Raw genomic sequence first — 15,553 nt, forward strand, 5'->3', positions numbered from 1 at the left:
TAAAAAACATATCTACCAACTATTTTACAGATAAATTGTAAAAAAAAGTATGGTTTTGTTATTTTATGTCACAAAATTGTTGTTTTTTACATTAAAAGTATAAGAAGGCTGCAGAAAAAGTGTAACGTACCAGACTTCAACGGAATAACTGTATTTAGTTACAGATGAAGAAAACAAGAAGCAAGAATGGTTCAGAAAAGGCAAAAAAAAATCTTCCAAAGGAAGATCGTCTGTTTTATAAAAAATGGCAAGCGACCTACATCGCACCGCTACAACCGCATACCTTTGCTGCGTTCCCACCCTGGAGGAGTCTGCAGGAGCTGGTCGTGTAGGACTTGCCGTTGCAAATATACAAACATTTTAATTAATCGCAATAGATTTGATATTTTAAAATGTATTTGTATTATTGTAGTATAAAAAATAAGCATAATGAAAAACCGTAAATATTTAGCTGTCTTTGCATTGGCTATCTTATCAGTGGGATGTAATAAAGATAAAAAAAATGAAAATTCTTCTTTTAGCATAGACTCAAGCACCCTAAAACAGACGTATTCATTAAACGAAGCTCTTCCGTTAAGCATTAAAAATACCGAAAATAAAGCGATTGATTCTGTTGCTTACTTTATCAATGATGTAAAAATAGGAACCAGCAAAGGAAATGCTGTATTGAACTATGACCTTTCAAAAGAAAAATTTGGATCAAAAGAAATCAAAGCGATTGTATATTCCGGTGGATCATCTTCTGAAAACACCATAAAAATAGATGTTTTTTCAGACATACAGCCCGTTATATGGGACTATACCATCGTAAATACCTATCCGCATGATATCGGTGCTTACACACAGGGATTAGAGTTTTACGGAGACAATCTGGTTGAAAGTACGGGTAATGGAGAAGGAAGAAGCGGCAAAAGAGGTAAATCAAGCGTTCGCATTGTAAACCCAAAAACCGGAGAAGCCCTTAAAAAAGTGGAATTGGAAGACCGTATTTTCGGAGAAGGCGCTACGGTACTCAATGATAAGCTCTATCAGCTTACCTATAAAAATAATGAGGGGTATGTCTACAACATACATACCCTGGAAAAAGAAAAAACACTGCCTTATTTTCAAAAAATGGAAGGTTGGGGTCTTACCAATGACGGCACTCATTTGTATATGACAGACGGATCGGATAAGGTTTACATACTGAATCCTGCTGATTTTTCAAAGATCGATTATTTTACCGTATCTACTAACAGAGGAACGGTTTATAACGTCAATGAGCTGGAATGGGTAAACGGAAAGATTTACGCTAATTTTTACGGTCAGGATGCTATAGGTGTATTTGATCCTAAAAACGGAGCTGTTGACGCGGTTATCAACCTCAGTGACCTGCGTTCAAAAGTAACTCAGCACGAAGATCTGGATGTACTGAATGGTATTGCGTATAACAAGAAAACCGATACTTTTTTTGTAACCGGTAAAAACTGGGATAAAATGTTTGAAATAAAGATCAACAAGAAATAGTTTTTTCTATTCTTGTACTCATTATAAAGAGCCCTTTAATCGGGCTCTTTTTTATATAAAAATACCTCCGGAAATGACTCCGAAGGTATTTACTGTATATTTATTCTTCTTGATTACTTAACAGCAATTCTCTTAATTTCAGACTTACCGTTGATAACCGCTACAATAAAGTATACTCCTGAAGTATTTAACTGTGTACGTATACTATGCTGAAGAACACTCCCTAATGTTTCACGGGACACAAATTTACCATTTTGTTGATAAATATATACTTCTACATTTTTTGCTTCTTTGAATCCGAAATCTATCTGAAAAGATTCATTGATAGCTACCGGATTCGGATAAATAGTCCAGTCAGGCGTTACCACTCCTACATTATCCATTTTGATTACCTGTGTCTCATACGTCTCTGTAACTCCATTTTCAGTGGTTACTGCCAGTTGGTAGTTACCTGTTCTATTTGCCATAAAACTCATCTGATCGCTTACTTGTTTTCCTTCAAAATACCAGATTGTTTTAAGGGTTTGCTGAGCAGGATTTTTTATAACAGGTATTAAGGCAACAGCTTTATGATCTTCCATATACCAGCGATCTACTAATTCAACTTCAACAGCTGCTTTTTTATCGATTCCCTGAGCTATTGTAAAAGAATCATAACCATTATGATCCGTATCCCACTGTATATTCTCAAATACAAGCTGCTTATTTATCATCTTACCTTGAATTCGATCGGTAGCACTATTGATATCAAAATGACTGTTATTGCGATCGATTAGCAAATAATAGGTTTCTTTAGCATCAAATCCGGCGATATCCTTTGTATCAAACGCAAGATCCGTAACATATCTACTGTTGCTATTTACCTGAACCAGCCAGTTTTTGTTTAACAATTGTGCATGATCAGTAGTTCTCTGAAATTGGATCGTTTTGTGCTCAGTCCCTCCCATTAAAATAAAATCATCTGTTTTTATTTTAGGGGAAGAAGCAGATAATTTAATCTTCATAAAGCCATTCAAAGAACTGCTGCTCTCTGTCTGAGTAAAATTAAAAGAAGCCTGATGTCCTAATCCAATGATTTCCTGATTGGTCAGACTATTCAAAGTCTGGTTCCATATACTTTTTCCGGAAGCATCTACATAATTTCCTAAATTCAGCAATGTTACACCATATTTAAGAGAAAGATATGTTTGTATCTGCTGATGATCCGGCTGATTCAAGCCCCCTTTGAAGTACAATACTTCATAAATATTGGTACGGTCTTCTTTGGAATCATTAATGGTAAAGATATTTGAAGACGGGTCTTTCAGGTCAACAGAGGTTTCAAATTCATACTTATAAATGGCTCCCGTATTGATTTTTTTATGCAACAAATCTGTATACGGGATATTCATCTTTTCAGGACGGCTTTCAATTCCAAAAGAAAAGCATCGTATTTGCAAATTCACTAATTCAACAGACTCTGCATCAGCAGAATTAAAAACCACATAAAAATTATTTTTATCGTGCTGCAAATTATGTATTGAATTCAGGGTACTTTTTTGCAGATCAAGAGGAAGAAATCCGTTGAGGGATCCGGCACCGGATTGCTTCTTATCTGTCTTATACCAAACGCCTATTTTATCTGATAAGCTGCCGGTCTGAGCCAGCATTGTTACAGTTCCTAACATAAAACCGGAAATCAAAAGTATTTTTTTCATCATATTATATTTTTTAAGATAAAAATACACCTTTTTACGAATAAAACAACTTCCTGATCTTTAATTTAATAACAAAAAAAAGCATTCTATGTAGAATGCTTTTATGTTTCAGCGAAGAATGATCTCCCGGATTAAGTCTTTTTGCAACTCTTCATTGAGTATTTTTATGATTTTGTCTTTACCGTAAGACAGCTCTTCTCTTAAAACAGCTGATGAAAGCGCAACATATAAAACATCTTTTTTTAATACAACATCAAGTGTATAGTTTGCCACTCCGGATCCCATAACCTGTTTCCAAATGTCTTTTACATTGATTTTATCGATTCCTGAAGTAAGATTATACCCCTGAAGCACAACATTCAAAATACTCTGAATATCATTTTCTGTATTAAGCCGATCTTTAGGGTTAAACTTTTTACTCATTTGTAATTTTTATGGGAGTATATCTTTTATAATGATAAATAATATTCTGATCGTTTTCAATTACCAATTCTTCATCAGTGAGCTTTATTACTTCTTCATCCCACTCAGCGTAATTGGTTTTGCATTTAAACATAACTTGATCTTTTGTTTCATCCAGTGTAAGTTCTTCTTTGAGACCGTTGGTAAGGTAAGTACCATCAAGCTGAGGAACTACTTTTTGACGAAACCCTTTATTATCTTTAATTTCAAAATAATCGATAGTTGTATTGACTGTATATTCTTTATTTTCTCCTGAGGGTGTTTTTACCGAAGTTATCTCCCAGTAACCATTTATTTTTGGCAGCGTACTTTTATCAATTTTTGATTGACAATTGACAAACAAAAGTACTATTGGCAATAAAAATATTATTTTTTTCATCTTATTTAAAAAAGGAATCTACAAATTCGTATTTATTGAATACCTGTAAATCTTCTATACCTTCTCCCACTCCGATATATTTTACAGGAATACGGAACTGATCTGATATACCGATTACAACGCCTCCTTTTGCAGTTCCGTCTAATTTGGTTACCGCAAGCGATGTAACTTCTGTTGCAGCAGTAAACTGTTTTGCCTGTTCAAAAGCATTTTGCCCGGTAGATCCGTCCAGAACCAGTAAAACATCATGCGGGGCATCCCCTATTACTTTCTGCATTACTCTTTTTACTTTTGAGAGCTCATTCATCAAGCCGACTTTATTATGCAATCGCCCTGCAGTGTCAATAATAACCACATCTGCGTTTTGTGCCACGGCTGACTCCAAAGTATCAAAAGCTACAGATGCAGGATCGCTTCCCATTTGCTGTCGTACAATAGGCACATCTACACGATCTGCCCATATTTGCAACTGATCAATAGCAGCAGCTCTAAAAGTATCTGCCGCTCCTAAAACAACCTTATAACCCGATTTTTTAAATTGATGTGCCAGTTTTCCTATCGTTGTTGTTTTACCTACTCCATTTACACCAACCACCATAATCACATAGGGTTTCTTATCAGCCGGAACTTCAAACTCTACTGCTTCTCCGGATTTTGTTTCTGAAAGTAAACCTGAAATTTCTTCTCTCAGAATACCATTGAGCTCTTCTGTGCCAAGATATTTATCTTTGGCAACTCTGCCTTCAATTCTTTCGATAATTTTCAGTGTAGTATTTACGCCTACATCAGAAGATATCAATACATCTTCTAAATTATCTAATACATCATCATCTACTTTAGATTTTCCGGCTACAGCTTTGCTTAACTTTGAGAAGAACGATGTCTTGCTCGTCTCTAAACCTTTATCTAAAGTTTCTTTCTTTTCAGAAGAAAACAAGCGTTTAAAAAAACTCATAATTTGATATAATTTACAGACAAATATAGGAATATTATCTAAATTAAACCGTTATCCTCTTTTACTTATTTATGAGGAATAAGCAGTATAAATTATATTTTTTGGATGATACCCAAAATAAAAAAGCTATCCTATGGTTAAGGATAGCTTTAATATACTTGTTCTTGTGAGAAGAATTATTTCTTTTTCAAAAATTCATCTACTAACTCAGGAGCCATAACTCCTTCAACGAATGTGTAAGCTCCTGTTTTTGGAGATTTAACCATTTTAATTGCTTTGGTTAATTTTTTAGAAGCTCCTTGTAATGTTGCAACGGTTTTCTTTGCCATGACTACTAAATTATTTAATTTCTTTATGAACTGTAACTCTTTTTAAGATTGGATTAAATTTTTTAATCTCTAATCTGTCTGGAGTATTTTTTTTATTTTTTGTTGTAATGTAACGAGAAGTTCCTGGTACACCAGATGCTTTGTGCTCTGTACATTCTAAAATTACCTGAATTCTATTTCCTTTTTTTGCCATTGTAATATATATTTTGCAGGACTACAGCTTATTTTACCAAACCTTTTGCTTTTGCATCTTTCAACACAGCAGCAATCCCTTTTTTGTTAATAGTTTTTAATGCAGATGTAGATATTTTTAAGGTTACCCATCTGTCTTCTTCAGCAATATAGAAACGTTTTTTAACTAAGTTTACAGAAAACTTTCTCTTAGTTTTGTTCATTGCGTGAGATACGTTGTTTCCAACCATAGCTCTTTTACCTGTAATTTCACAAACTCTTGACATTATTTCTTACGTTTAATTTGAATTATTTAAAATCAGGGTGCAAAGTAAAGAATTTTTATCGCCTTATACAAATTTTATTTGTTGTTTTTTAAGATTTCTTTTAATACCATATCAATTGCCGAATTTACTGCCGCATTTAATACCTTTTCACGGGGCTGTCCAAAGTTAAAAGTCTTTACAATAACCTCATCCGGACCTGCTACAGCAATACAGACCGTACCTACTTCGGCTTCAGAATCTCCTTTTAGTGGTCCCGCATTACCTGTTGTAGACACTGCATAATCAGATCCAAAAACTTTCTTTGCTCCCACTGCCATTTCAATTGCTACCTGTTCAGAAACCACAGAATACTTTTCAATTGATTCTCGGCAAACTCCTAAAACATCTATTTTGGATTCGGTGGCATAAGTAACTACTCCACCCTTAAAATATTTAGAAGCCCCTTCAATAGCTGTAAGCAAACCTGCAATTTTACCGCCTGTGCAACTTTCAGCACATGCGATGGTTTGTCTATTACGGGTCAGATTTTGGCTCAACACAAATTCTATTGGTTCAGAATCATCCAGACTTATAATACAATCTGCAATGATCTGCTGAAGTTTAGCAACTTCAGTATCTATCATTTCTGTAAGGGCATTTTTATCCTGACCACTAACAGATAAACGCAATCTTACCATACCGGGTCCCGGAAGATAGGAAAGATGTACTTTTTCCGGCAAATGATCTTCCCAATAGGCAATACGTTCTGCCAGCAGACTCTCTCCTACTCCCTGAGTGATGATAGTTCTGTGAACATTAAAATCCAATTGCCCTTCCCGGATCAGGTAAGGCATAAGCTTTTCTTTTACCAGGTATTTCATCTCAAATGGTACTCCGGGCAGAGAAACATATATGGTCTGCTCTTTTTGCATAAGCATTCCAGGAGCAGTACCGACTTCATTAAATAAAATTGCAGCTCTTGTCGGTACAAGCGCCTGATTTTTATTTTCCGAACTGATGGGACGCTTATAAAAATCTTCAATGATTTTTTTTACATGTAAATATACCTGATCATTTAAAACCAGTTCATCTTCAAAATAATCACAAAATGCTTTTTTGGTTACATCGTCTTTCGTTGGTCCAAGACCACCTGTTATGACTACCAGATCAACTTTGTTCTGATAGCGCTTTAATGCTTTTCTTATCGCTTTTTTCTTGTCAGAAATAGAAACCGTCTCGGTTACCTCATATCCAATCTCATCCAGGCTTTTAGCGATAAACTGAGAATTGGTATCAACAATCTGACCTATTAAAATTTCATCTCCGATGGTTATTACTACCGCTTTCATTACAATTTATAATCTCTGCTTAATTCTTTAATAGCCCGGTTAACTGATTTCTTAAAAGCACTGAATATTTCAATTATCTCAGACTTCTTTCCCTGCTTTAAGGCCCACTCTTTCATTTCATTGTTCCAATCAATTGCTTCTTCCATACCCAGTGAAAAGAGTATTTTGGTACTTTTATCTGTATGTTTTACTACTTTTTCGTAGTTTTTTTTCTTTATTGCTTTCTCTATTTTTTCAATTCTGAAAATTAGTTCGCTCCTGTAAGCTAAAATCTGATCTTTGAGATCATATTCTTCTTCCATTGTCTGAGCAATCAATTCTTTAATGTTATAATGAAGAGCCATTTAGAGAATATTAATACTAAACATCTTTTTTTCTTCGAGAAATCCTTCCAATAATTGCCCACTTTCCACTTTACCGACTCCCGCAGGAGTTCCAGTAAAAATCAAATCGCCGATCTTTAAGGTAAAATATTGTGAGACATATGCAATAAGTTCATCAATAGTCCACATCATCTGACTGCTATTGCCTTTTTGAACGGTTTCTCCGTCTTTAGTCAGATGAAATGAGATCTGATTCAAATCTGAAATAGCTTCTTTTTTCATAAAATCGCCTACAACTGTTGCTCCGTCAAAAGATTTAGCAATCTCCCATGGAAGTCCTTTTGCTTTTAATTTTGCCTGTATATCACGCGCAGTAAAATCAATACCGATACCGATTTCGTCATAATACTTATGAGCAAACTTAGGACTGATGTATTTTCCTATTTTATTAATTTTGACCACAAGTTCTATTTCATGGTGTACTTCGCTGGTGAATTCAGGTATAACAAACGGAAATGTTTTCAGTAGAACTGAAGAGTCTGGCTTCATAAATACTACAGGTTCCTCAGGTCTTTCGTTATTGAGTTCTGAAATATGTTCATGATAATTTCTTCCGATACAGATAATTTTCATTTCAATACAGGTTTATTATTAAAACTTATTTGTCAGTTTTCTCAACTTGATGGCCGTTAATACTTTTTTAGTATATAGAGGGAAATCAGCATTTTGTATCCATCCGAAATAACCCGGTTCTTTTTCAAGCACTTCATCCACCAATGCTCCTTTGTGTTTTCCAAAAGTAAAAATTTCCTTTCCGTCATTATTGAAGGCAATAAAACCTGCAAAATCAGCTGATTTCTTTCGGGTAGTATATTCCGCCAGTGCTTTTATATCATTTTCCAGATCTTCATAACGATCGAGTTGTGCTTTTAGAATTTCATATGTTGCATTCGTATCTGCAGCTGCGGAATGTGCGTTTTCCAGACTGGCATTACAATAAAATTTATAAGCTGCACTTAATGTGCGTTCTTCTTTCTTATGAAAAATAGTTTGAATATCAACTGCTACCCTATTTTTCATATCAAAATCTACTTCAGCACGCAGTAACTCTTCTGCAAGTAAAGGAATATCAAACCTGTCAGAGTTAAACCCCGCCAGATCAGAATCTTTTATCATATTATAAATCTGAGAAGCCAACTCTTTAAAAGTAGGCTCTCCGGCAACTTTTTCATTCGTAATACCATGTATTTCTGTAGATTGAGGCGGTATAGAAATCGTTGGGTTTACCAACCATGTTTTACTTTCTTTATTTCCGTTTGGAAAAACTTTCAAAATTGAAATTTCAACAATTCTGTCTCTGGCAACATCTATTCCTGTTGTTTCTAAATCGAAAAAACAAATAGGTCTGTTTAATTTTAGTTCCATATATCGTTTGTCGTTACTACACAAATATAGCAACTTTGATTTTTAAAGGTTTTATTTTACTATAAAATCTCTTACTTTATTGATGTATTAAACTTTCAACACATTTGATGGCGCATTTTTCCCCATCAATAGCAGCTGAAATAATTCCTCCTGCATATCCGGCTCCTTCTCCACACGGATACAGTCCTTTAATCTGTACGTGCTCTAACGAATCATTTTCTCTTGGAATTCTTACCGGTGATGATGTACGGCTTTCAGGTGCATGCAGAATAGCTTCGTTGGTGTAATATCCGCGCATTGATTTTCCGAAATCAAGAAATCCCTGTCGCATGATCTGAGTCAGAAAATCCGGAAAAACTTCTCCTAATTCTACTGAAGTTGTTCCCGGCACATATGATGTTTTAGGAATATCAGCAGATACTTTTCTATTACAAAAATCTACCATACGCTGTGCGGGTACTTTTTGAGTTTCACCTGCCAGATGCCAGGCTTTCTGCTCTATAGTTTTCTGAAACTCCATTCCTGCCAAAGGGCCAAATTTCTCAAAAGGTTTAAAATCTTCGAGTCTTAATTCCACCACAATACCGGAGTTGGCTGTTGGCTGGTCCCGCTTTGATGGAGACCAGCCATTGGTAACTACTTCTCCGGGTGCTGTAGCACAGGGAGCAATTACTCCTCCCGGACACATACAGAATGAATACATTCCACGACCATTAACCTGCTTCACGATAGAATAAGGCGCCGGAGGTAGAAATTCTCCTCGGTAATCACAAGAATATTGAATTGTATCTATTAAAGACTGAGGATGCTCTGCCCGTACCCCTAATGCAAAAGGTTTTGCTTCAATAAAAATGTCCTTTTTATGCAATAACTCAAAAATATCTCTTGCAGAATGACCGGTCGCTAAAATCACTTTTCTGGCACTGATGATAGTTCCATCCTGTATCTTCACTCCCTTTATCTCATTGTTTGTAATTAAAAAATCATCAACACGGGTTTCAAAATGAACCTCACCTCCGTATTCAATAATTTTTTCGCGCATATCCTGCATAATTTTGGGTAACTTATTAGTACCTATATGCGGATGTGCATCTACCAGAATATCTTGTGGAGCTCCAAAAGCAACCAAAAGTTCCAGAATCCGGTGTACATCTCCTCTCTTTTTAGAGCGTGTATAAAGTTTACCATCAGAATATGTTCCGGCACCACCTTCTCCGAAACAATAGTTAGAATCAGGATTTACAATGTGATCTCGGTTTATGGATTTTAAATCACGTCGCCTGCCCCTTACATCTTTACCTCTATCAACCACAACAGGCTTTACACCTAATTCTATGAGTTGCAGTGCTGCAAAGTAGCCGGCAGGACCTGCTCCGACAACAATGACAGTTTCCGCATTTGTTACATTCTTATAATCAGGAAAATCTATTTTTTCGACAATGAGTTCTTCATCACTAAAAAATATTTTTACTTTCAAATTGATTTTCACCTGTTTTTGTCGGGCATCAATGGAGCGTTTCAGTACGGTTATCTTTTTGATATCCACAACAGAAGTTTTTACCATTTTAGCGATATTTTCTGTTAACAGATCCATAGAAGCCGCTACTTCCGGCAATACCTGTAATTGTAATTCCTGTGGCATTTTTTTATAAAGCAAATAAAGATTCTGGTTGCAAAATTACATTAAAAAAATATATGTTTAAATTTGAACCTGTCTAATACAAACGAAATATATGGAACGATTGATAAAACTGATATGGGATTTTAGGGGTCCGGCTGCTTTACCTACTGCCAAACACCATGAAATACATTTAAAGGAATTTATACAAATGGAAAAACTCTCTGTTGATATTACGGGTTACGATATTATTGATGAATTTTATGCAACAGCTTATCTTGTAGTAAATGAATCTCAAATGATTGCCGTGAGAGATCGGTTACGACCTCACCGCGGAGAAGTATATGAAAAATAAAAAGAGCGGCTGATAGAGCCGCTCTTGATGTATGAACATGATAGTGATTAATATCTGTTTGCTTCTTTTTGAGCTGAATTAATCATATCTTCATTTGCAGTAATACCAAATTCTACTCTACGGTTTTTAGCTCTTCCTGCATCCGTATCATTTGAAGCTACCGGATCTGCTTTACCCATACCTTCAGTAGTCATACGTTTAGTTCCGATACCTTTGCTAACTATATATGCTTTAACCGCATTGGCTCTGTTTCTGGATAATTTTACATTATACTCATCTTTACCTACACTGTCTGTATATCCGTAGATAGAAATTTTTGTATCAGGGTGATCTTTCAACACTTTTACCAATTTATCTAAATTAGATTTTGCCTTAGAAGTTAAATCAGATTTATCAAATTCAAAGTTTACAGTATTTTCACCTAAGGTAACTTTAATTCCTTCTCCAACTCTCTCAACCTGAGCACCTGGTAAAGTCTGCTCAATTTCCTGAGCCTGTTTATCCATTCTGTTTCCGATAATAGCTCCCGCAGCCCCACCGACTACTCCACCTAAAACGGCTCCAAGTGCACTATTATTTTTACTTCCTACATTATTTCCCAAAACACCTCCTAAAACAGCACCAGCTGCAGCTCCTGCAGCAGCACCTTTCTGTTTGTTATTGGCATTTTTTACAGAGTTACAACTTGTAAATAAAGCTCCGGTCAACAGAGCTCCGGATAATAAGTATACATTTAATTTTCTCATAATTACTTTTTATTTATTTTGTTTTTATTTTAAGCTTTCTAATTAGTTAGCGCTAAATTGATATACAACCTGAGTACCGGTAGAATTATCTATCAGCTGAAATGAAGTTTCGGTTTGATTCGCAATTTCTAATCTAAATCCTTCTACTACTTTTTTAGCTTTTTCGTTTCCGATAAATTTAAGGTTAAAGGATTGATCTTTACCGATTGTCCACACAATTTTATCACTGTATGCAGGACAATTACCGCCACCATTCAGATTTACTGTTCCGGTATTGTTGTTGGAAACAAATTTCCACTGACTACCCTCAAAGCATTTAGCATCTGCAATATAGAATGAAGTTACTTTATAGCCTGATGGATAAGAAACTTTTGTAAGTGTCCATTCTCCTTTTAACCCACTTTGTGCTTTGACATCTTTTGTTGGTTTACATGCCAACATGGTCAACGCCAATAAACTTAAACCTAATACTTTTTTCATAGTTCTCTTTTTTTATTATTAACAAATATAACAAATATTGTACCTTTTTTATCACACTGTTTATGATTTGTGTATTTACAGGTGACTTTTTGTCACTCTATTGGACAATGGTATTTTTTTTGAACATATATCCACATAAAATTAATAAAAAAACATATATAAAATATGAGTACAGGTAAAATTAATGTAACAGTAGAAAACATTTTTCCACTGATAAAAAAGTTTTTATACAGTGATCATGAAATCTTTTTGAGAGAATTAATTTCAAATGCTACCGATGCTACTTCAAAATTAAAACATCTTACTTCAATAGGTGAAGCTAAAGTGGAATACGGCAATCCTATCATTGAAGTAAAGATTGATAAAGAGAATAAAACACTTCATATCATTGATCAGGGTATTGGTATGAGTGCAGAGGAAGTAGAGAAATATATAAATCAGGTTGCTTTTTCAGGTGCAGAAGAGTTTCTGGAAAAATATAAAGATTCTGCAAAAGACACTGGAATTATAGGTCATTTCGGATTAGGATTTTATTCTGCTTTTATGGTAGCAGACAAGGTAGAAATAATTACAAAGTCCTATAAAGATACACCCGCAGCGCACTGGGTATGTGACGGATCTCCTGAATTTACGATGACTGAAAGTTCTAAAACAGAAAGAGGAACTGAAATTATCTTACATATTGCTGAAGATTCGACAGAATTTTTAGAAGAAAATAAAATCAGTGAGTTATTGCGCAAGTATAATAAATTTATGCCAATTCCGATTAAATTCGGAACCAGACAAGAAGCGTTACCTCAACCTGAAAATGCTCCTGAAGATTATAAAACGGAATATACTGAGGTAGATAATATCATCAACAATCCTACTCCGGCATGGACCAAACAACCTTCAGAACTCTCCGACGCTGATTATAAAAAGTTCTATAACGAATTGTATCCTATGCAATTTGAAGAACCTTTATTTCACATCCATCTGAATGTTGACTATCCTTTTAATCTTACAGGTATATTATATTTCCCAAAACTTTCGGGTGATTTGAATATTCAAAAAGATAAAATCCAGCTTTATCAGAATCAGGTATTCGTAACGGATAACGTAGAAGGTATTGTTCCGGAATTCCTTACAATGCTGAGAGGAGTAATCGATTCACCGGATATTCCGCTGAATGTATCGCGATCGTATTTGCAGGCTGACGGAAATGTAAAAAAGATTTCTAACTATATTACAAGAAAAGTAGCGGATAAACTAAAAAGTCTTTTTAATGAAAATCGTGAAGATTTTGAACAAAAATGGAACGATATTAAAGTAGTAATTGAGTATGGAATGTTGTCGGAAGCTAAATTCTATGAGAAGTCGGCAGATTTTGTTCTGTATCCGACTACTGATGAAAAATACTACACGCTTACTGAATTAAAAGAAGCGATAAAAGATAAACAGACCGATAAGGATGGTAAATTAGTGGTTATTTATGCCTCAAATAAAGAGACGCAACACAGCTATATTGAAGAGGCGAAAGCAAAGGGTTATGAAGTCTTATTATTAGACTCACCTATTGTTTCACATCTTATCCAAAAGCTGGAAATGGATAATGAATCTCTTACTTTCGTAAGGGTAGATGCTGATCATGTAGACAATCTGATAAGAAAAGAAGACACTAAAATATCTAAATTAACAGATGAAGAGCAGACTAAACTGAAAGAAGTTTTAGAAACAGTAATTCCAGCAACTACTTTTACTATTCAAACAGAGGCTTTAGACAGCAACAGCGCTCCATTTATGATAACTCAACCTGAATTTATGCGCCGTATGAAAGAGATGCAGTCTACAGGCGGAGGTATGTTTGGTATGGGTAATTTTCCTGAAATGTATAATCTCGTGGTAAATACGAACAGCGAACTCGCTTCTTCAATTCTTAATATGAGTGATAAAGATTCACAACAAGGTTTGATTAAGCAGGCACTTGATCTGGCTAAGTTATCTCAGGGATTATTAAAAGGAGAAGAGTTGACTGCCTTTGTTAAAAGAAATTTCAACACCTTAAAATAATTTTAGTTTTATAGGAATAAAAATGCTCTCTTTACGAAGGGAGCATTTCTTTTATAGAATAGGTTCGCATGTATTGTTGACTTATCTTTGCAAAAAATTTAAAAATACCATGCATAAAAATCTTGCTAAAGGAGTACTTTTTGTAGCACTTGGAGCTTCCAGTTTTGGAATGCTTGCGACAATTGTAAAACTTGCTTATAAAGAAGGTTATACCACAGCTGAAGTTACTTCTTCACAATTCGCTTTCGGAATACTGTTTTTAATACTCTTAAACCTTATACCTTCAAAAGAAAAAATACAGCATCAAAAAGCATCTAAAAAAGACATCACTAAACTTATCCTGTCAGGTACCTCAATGGGTTTTACAAGCGTTCTTTACTATTTATGTGTTCGCTATATCAATGCTTCGATAGCGGTTGTTTTACTTATGCAATCCGTATGGATCGGTGTTGTTTTTGAAGTTATACAAACCAAAAAAGCACCTTCTATTCAAAAAATTATTTCAGTAATACTTATTCTCACCGGAACACTAATCGCAACAAATACGTTTAACAGTTCTTTTGAGTTGGATATTCGGGGATTGATTTTTGGTTTTCTGGCTGCTATTTCTTTCAGTATGACCTTACTCACTACCAATAGTGTGGCAACACATCTCAAAGCAATCAGACGCAGTTTATTCATGCTATTTGGAGGAGCTATAGTGGTAATCCTTTTTTCGTTTATAACACAGATTGGACCCAACAATTTTAACTTCATGAAAGAAATGGTATCGGATACTACTGTTATCAGGGATTTTAATTTTAATATTTTTATTACCTGGGGTATCATCTTATCTTTATTCGGAACAGTTATCCCTCCTATATTGCTGAACAAAGGCTTTCCACTTACCGGTGTTGGTTTGGGGAGTATTATTTCCTCTTTAGAATTACCCGTTTCAGTAACCTTTGCTTTCTTTTTACTGAATGAACAGGTAAGCTGGATTCAGTGGTCGGGTATCTTAATTATTCTTTCAGCCATCGTTTTAATGAATTATAATTTACTCAGCAGAAAATCAAACCTTTAATTATTTAAAAGTTTTTTTCCTTAGAATATGCTATTATTTATTTTTTTTTATTAATATTGAATCATAAAACTCAAACAAAAGATTATAATATTAAGTTTTCTTCTAAAATGAAAAAGAAAAAAATTTCAGAATTAGACTACGAAACAATTGAAAGAATTGTAGCTATGGCACGTGAGGAAAAAAAACCTTTACTTGCAATTAAGAATGAGTTCGGATATGCTGAAAAAGAAATAACCGAATTAATAAAAAGCAAATTTCCTGCTGATGAGTATGAAATGTGGAAAAAGAAAATTGGGGCAAAAAAGCCAAAACCTAAAGTGATGGATGACGATTTCGATGAACTGGACTCTAAATACTATATAAAAAATAAATTTGATTAA

Annotated in this window: 20 protein-coding genes and 1 other RNA gene; 5 read left to right on the top strand and 16 right to left on the bottom strand. The window is 34.7% G+C overall.

All coding sequences use genetic code 11. The annotated features are described in order from the left end of the window. Nucleotides 1–63 precede the first annotated feature (63 nt). Complete coding sequence (locus QW060_RS10945; protein ID WP_290363608.1) at nucleotides 64–219, bottom strand: hypothetical protein; 156 nt, start codon at nucleotides 217–219, stop codon at nucleotides 64–66. Between the two features lie 23 nt (nucleotides 220–242). Beyond that, nucleotides 243–341, bottom strand: an RNA gene (ffs, locus tag QW060_RS10950) — signal recognition particle sRNA small type. Nucleotides 342–429: 88 nt separating this feature from the next. Here ffs and QW060_RS10955 point away from each other — a divergent pair. Next, complete coding sequence (locus tag QW060_RS10955; RefSeq protein ID WP_290363609.1) at nucleotides 430–1,506, top strand: glutaminyl-peptide cyclotransferase; 1,077 nt, start codon at nucleotides 430–432, stop codon at nucleotides 1,504–1,506. A 113-nt stretch (nucleotides 1,507–1,619) separates the two neighbouring features. On the opposite strand, the gene QW060_RS10960 is transcribed toward QW060_RS10955, so the two are convergent. The 12 genes from QW060_RS10960 to QW060_RS11015 form a co-directional block, all read right to left on the bottom strand. Further along, nucleotides 1,620–3,203: a T9SS type A sorting domain-containing protein gene (locus QW060_RS10960; protein ID WP_290363610.1), complete on the bottom strand. Its 1,584-nt coding sequence runs from the start codon at nucleotides 3,201–3,203 to the stop codon at nucleotides 1,620–1,622. 108 nt (nucleotides 3,204–3,311) lie between these two features. Next, nucleotides 3,312–3,626 carry a DUF721 domain-containing protein gene (locus QW060_RS10965; RefSeq protein ID WP_290363611.1) on the bottom strand — a complete coding sequence of 105 codons (315 nt, stop codon included), beginning with the start codon at nucleotides 3,624–3,626 and terminating at the stop codon, nucleotides 3,312–3,314. Next, entirely contained in the window at nucleotides 3,619–4,044 is a 426-nt protein-coding gene (locus QW060_RS10970) for a lipocalin family protein (protein WP_290363612.1), read from the bottom strand. The genes QW060_RS10965 and QW060_RS10970 overlap by 8 nt, the downstream gene beginning before the upstream one ends. Nucleotide 4,045: 1 nt before the next feature. Next, the gene (gene ftsY, locus QW060_RS10975; protein WP_290363613.1) at nucleotides 4,046–4,999 is read right to left on the bottom strand and encodes a signal recognition particle-docking protein FtsY; all 954 of its coding nucleotides are present in this window, start codon (nucleotides 4,997–4,999) and stop codon (nucleotides 4,046–4,048) included. Nucleotides 5,000–5,175: 176 nt separating this feature from the next. Further along, on the bottom strand, nucleotides 5,176–5,328 hold the full coding sequence (locus QW060_RS10980; protein ID WP_290363614.1) for a DUF4295 domain-containing protein: 153 nt from the start codon (nucleotides 5,326–5,328) through the stop codon (nucleotides 5,176–5,178). Nucleotides 5,329–5,338: 10 nt separating this feature from the next. Further along, entirely contained in the window at nucleotides 5,339–5,521 is a 183-nt protein-coding gene (gene rpmG / locus QW060_RS10985) for a 50S ribosomal protein L33 (protein ID WP_026981158.1), read from the bottom strand. 28 nt (nucleotides 5,522–5,549) lie between these two features. Beyond that, nucleotides 5,550–5,786: a 50S ribosomal protein L28 gene (gene rpmB, locus QW060_RS10990; protein ID WP_290363615.1), complete on the bottom strand. Its 237-nt coding sequence runs from the start codon at nucleotides 5,784–5,786 to the stop codon at nucleotides 5,550–5,552. A 74-nt stretch (nucleotides 5,787–5,860) separates the two neighbouring features. Next, nucleotides 5,861–7,114: a CinA family nicotinamide mononucleotide deamidase-related protein gene (locus QW060_RS10995; protein ID WP_290363616.1), complete on the bottom strand. Its 1,254-nt coding sequence runs from the start codon at nucleotides 7,112–7,114 to the stop codon at nucleotides 5,861–5,863. After that, the gene (locus QW060_RS11000) at nucleotides 7,114–7,458 is read right to left on the bottom strand and encodes a hypothetical protein (RefSeq protein ID WP_290363617.1); all 345 of its coding nucleotides are present in this window, start codon (nucleotides 7,456–7,458) and stop codon (nucleotides 7,114–7,116) included. Before QW060_RS11000 ends, QW060_RS10995 begins: the two co-directional genes overlap by 1 nt. Beyond that, complete coding sequence (locus QW060_RS11005; RefSeq protein WP_290363618.1) at nucleotides 7,459–8,070, bottom strand: fumarylacetoacetate hydrolase family protein; 612 nt, start codon at nucleotides 8,068–8,070, stop codon at nucleotides 7,459–7,461. Nucleotides 8,071–8,088: 18 nt separating this feature from the next. Further along, a complete protein-coding gene (locus tag QW060_RS11010) occupies nucleotides 8,089–8,862 on the bottom strand; it encodes a 3'-5' exonuclease (RefSeq protein WP_290363619.1) in 774 nt (257 codons plus the stop codon). 76 nt (nucleotides 8,863–8,938) lie between these two features. After that, the gene (locus QW060_RS11015; protein WP_290363620.1) at nucleotides 8,939–10,504 is read right to left on the bottom strand and encodes an NAD(P)/FAD-dependent oxidoreductase; all 1,566 of its coding nucleotides are present in this window, start codon (nucleotides 10,502–10,504) and stop codon (nucleotides 8,939–8,941) included. 91 nt (nucleotides 10,505–10,595) lie between these two features. Between QW060_RS11015 and QW060_RS11020 the strand changes: the two genes are divergently transcribed. Continuing rightward, a complete protein-coding gene (locus tag QW060_RS11020) occupies nucleotides 10,596–10,835 on the top strand; it encodes a hypothetical protein (protein WP_290363621.1) in 240 nt (79 codons plus the stop codon). A gap of 47 nt (nucleotides 10,836–10,882) precedes the next feature. On the opposite strand, the gene QW060_RS11025 is transcribed toward QW060_RS11020, so the two are convergent. Further along, complete coding sequence (locus tag QW060_RS11025; protein WP_290363622.1) at nucleotides 10,883–11,581, bottom strand: OmpA family protein; 699 nt, start codon at nucleotides 11,579–11,581, stop codon at nucleotides 10,883–10,885. Between the two features lie 42 nt (nucleotides 11,582–11,623). Next, nucleotides 11,624–12,061, bottom strand: coding sequence for a lipocalin family protein (locus tag QW060_RS11030; protein ID WP_290363623.1), 438 nt, complete (start codon nucleotides 12,059–12,061; stop codon nucleotides 11,624–11,626). A gap of 165 nt (nucleotides 12,062–12,226) precedes the next feature. Here QW060_RS11030 and htpG point away from each other — a divergent pair, with 165 nt between their 5' ends. The 3 genes from htpG to QW060_RS11045 all read left to right on the top strand — a co-directional run bounded on the left by htpG (nucleotide 12,227) and on the right by QW060_RS11045 (nucleotide 15,553). Beyond that, nucleotides 12,227–14,110, top strand: a complete 1,884-nt coding sequence (gene htpG / locus QW060_RS11035; RefSeq protein WP_290363624.1) for a molecular chaperone HtpG — start codon at nucleotides 12,227–12,229, stop codon at nucleotides 14,108–14,110. 109 nt (nucleotides 14,111–14,219) lie between these two features. Then, nucleotides 14,220–15,173: an EamA family transporter gene (locus tag QW060_RS11040; RefSeq protein ID WP_290364744.1), complete on the top strand. Its 954-nt coding sequence runs from the start codon at nucleotides 14,220–14,222 to the stop codon at nucleotides 15,171–15,173. A gap of 56 nt (nucleotides 15,174–15,229) precedes the next feature. Further along, nucleotides 15,230–15,553, top strand: coding sequence for a DUF2805 domain-containing protein (locus QW060_RS11045; RefSeq protein WP_317623174.1), 324 nt, complete (start codon nucleotides 15,230–15,232; stop codon nucleotides 15,551–15,553).

This window comes from Paenimyroides ceti, assembly GCF_030409925.1.

Bases quoted from the DNA above. Each gene is read 5' to 3' on its own strand.
- QW060_RS11020 (WP_290363621.1), top strand. From the start codon at position 10,596: ATGGAACGATTGATAAAACTGATATGGGATTTTAGGGGTCCGGCTGCT.
- ftsY (WP_290363613.1), bottom strand. From the start codon at position 4,999: ATGAGTTTTTTTAAACGCTTGTTTTCTTCTGAAAAGAAAGAAACTTTA.
- QW060_RS11040 (WP_290364744.1), top strand. From the start codon at position 14,220: ATGCATAAAAATCTTGCTAAAGGAGTACTTTTTGTAGCACTTGGAGCT.
- QW060_RS11000 (WP_290363617.1), bottom strand. From the start codon at position 7,458: ATGGCTCTTCATTATAACATTAAAGAATTGATTGCTCAGACAATGGAA.
- QW060_RS10960 (WP_290363610.1), bottom strand. From the start codon at position 3,203: ATGAAAAAAATACTTTTGATTTCCGGTTTTATGTTAGGAACTGTAACA.
- rpmG (WP_026981158.1), bottom strand. From the start codon at position 5,521: ATGGCAAAAAAAGGAAATAGAATTCAGGTAATTTTAGAATGTACAGAG.
- QW060_RS11005 (WP_290363618.1), bottom strand. From the start codon at position 8,070: ATGAAAATTATCTGTATCGGAAGAAATTATCATGAACATATTTCAGAA.
- htpG (WP_290363624.1), top strand. From the start codon at position 12,227: ATGAGTACAGGTAAAATTAATGTAACAGTAGAAAACATTTTTCCACTG.
- QW060_RS10995 (WP_290363616.1), bottom strand. From the start codon at position 7,114: ATGAAAGCGGTAGTAATAACCATCGGAGATGAAATTTTAATAGGTCAG.
- QW060_RS10965 (WP_290363611.1), bottom strand. From the start codon at position 3,626: ATGAGTAAAAAGTTTAACCCTAAAGATCGGCTTAATACAGAAAATGAT.
- rpmB (WP_290363615.1), bottom strand. From the start codon at position 5,786: ATGTCAAGAGTTTGTGAAATTACAGGTAAAAGAGCTATGGTTGGAAAC.
- QW060_RS11010 (WP_290363619.1), bottom strand. From the start codon at position 8,862: ATGGAACTAAAATTAAACAGACCTATTTGTTTTTTCGATTTAGAAACA.
- QW060_RS10980 (WP_290363614.1), bottom strand. From the start codon at position 5,328: ATGGCAAAGAAAACCGTTGCAACATTACAAGGAGCTTCTAAAAAATTA.
- QW060_RS10955 (WP_290363609.1), top strand. From the start codon at position 430: ATGAAAAACCGTAAATATTTAGCTGTCTTTGCATTGGCTATCTTATCA.
- QW060_RS11030 (WP_290363623.1), bottom strand. From the start codon at position 12,061: ATGAAAAAAGTATTAGGTTTAAGTTTATTGGCGTTGACCATGTTGGCA.
- QW060_RS11025 (WP_290363622.1), bottom strand. From the start codon at position 11,581: ATGAGAAAATTAAATGTATACTTATTATCCGGAGCTCTGTTGACCGGA.
- QW060_RS10970 (WP_290363612.1), bottom strand. From the start codon at position 4,044: ATGAAAAAAATAATATTTTTATTGCCAATAGTACTTTTGTTTGTCAAT.
- QW060_RS11015 (WP_290363620.1), bottom strand. From the start codon at position 10,504: ATGCCACAGGAATTACAATTACAGGTATTGCCGGAAGTAGCGGCTTCT.